Source organism: Kluyvera sp. CHPC 1.251, from assembly GCF_036759945.1.
Lineage (GTDB): Bacteria > Pseudomonadota > Gammaproteobacteria > Enterobacterales > Enterobacteriaceae > Kluyvera > Kluyvera sichuanensis.
The window spans coordinates 1-1,014 of sequence record NZ_JAPKIC010000032.1 but is presented as its reverse complement, the minus strand read 5'-3'; the positions used below and the strand labels follow the sequence as shown (position 1 = coordinate 1,014).

At 46.9% G+C, this 1,014-nt stretch carries 3 pseudogenes; 1 reads left to right on the top strand and 2 read right to left on the bottom strand.

The window, feature by feature from the left end:
• Positions 1–145 precede the first annotated feature (145 nt).
• A pseudogene (locus V6940_RS22690) lies at positions 146–501 on the bottom strand (IS1 family transposase); the annotation flags it as partial.
• A 9-nt stretch (positions 502–510) separates the two neighbouring features.
• Here V6940_RS22690 and V6940_RS22685 point away from each other — a divergent pair.
• A pseudogene (locus tag V6940_RS22685) lies at positions 511–630 on the top strand (IS1 family transposase); the annotation flags it as partial.
• A 24-nt stretch (positions 631–654) separates the two neighbouring features.
• Here the strand turns inward: V6940_RS22685 and V6940_RS22680 are convergent.
• Positions 655–1,014: pseudogene (locus tag V6940_RS22680) on the bottom strand (hypothetical protein); the annotation flags it as partial.

The window sequence follows — 1,014 nt, the reverse complement described above, 5'->3', positions numbered from 1 at the left end:
ATGGACAACAGATTACAACCGTCGCTCGATAGCGGAAACGGCGATGTACCGGGTAGGCGATGAAGAGGTTATGTGTTTACAGGATTTATTAAAGGATCTTTAAAAGAGATACAGAACTGGTGTTTAAAAGGAACCACGCGCCCTGAAAGACCGACGGCAGGCTCAGAAGATGCTCCAGCGTGGCCATAGTACGTTCACCGAAGACGTGTGCAACAACCGTCCTCCGTATCCTGTCATACGCGTAAAACAACCAGCGCTGGCGTGATTTAGCGCCGACGTAACCACACTGTTCATCCATTTCAGAGCAGACAATCACATCACTGCCCGGTTGTATGCGTGAGTTTACCGACTGCGGCCTGAGTTTTTTAAGTGTCGTAAAATCGTGTTGAGGCCAACGCCCATAATGCGTGCACTGGCGCGACATCCGACGCCATTCATGGCCATATCAATAATTTTCTGGTGTGTACCGGGCTGAGAGGCGGTGTAAGTGGGCTCCGTTTGGGAAACGGAGCCTTGAATCTGAGGCAGCACCTGGCACGGCTGGGACGGAAGTCGCTGTCGTTCTCAAAATCGGTGGAGCTGCATGACAAAGTCATCGGGCATTATCTGAACATAAAACACTATCAATAAGTTGGAGTCATCACCCCCCCACAACTATGGTTTTTTATTAGAGTCTTCACCACTAAATAAATTATAATAAATTGATTTTATTAGACATCTGTCAGAATCTATATGGTCAGCACGTATTGCATGCTCTAATGTTTCAAATGCTAAATTATGCGCGGCCTCAGAAAATATCCCAGGCCAACCCTTACTCAGCATAGACAGTCCTTTAAGGACTCTTATCTGAATCTCCCTCATACCGGCACCATCGCGCGCGACAGGTGAGAAAAAGTCTTCCAGTAGATCGTTATTCTGAAGTGGTGCAACATGAACTGAAGGATATTTCACTTCTATTTCGGCTTTGTTGAATAAATCAGATTTCGGGTAAGTCTCCCCCGTAGCGGGTTGTGT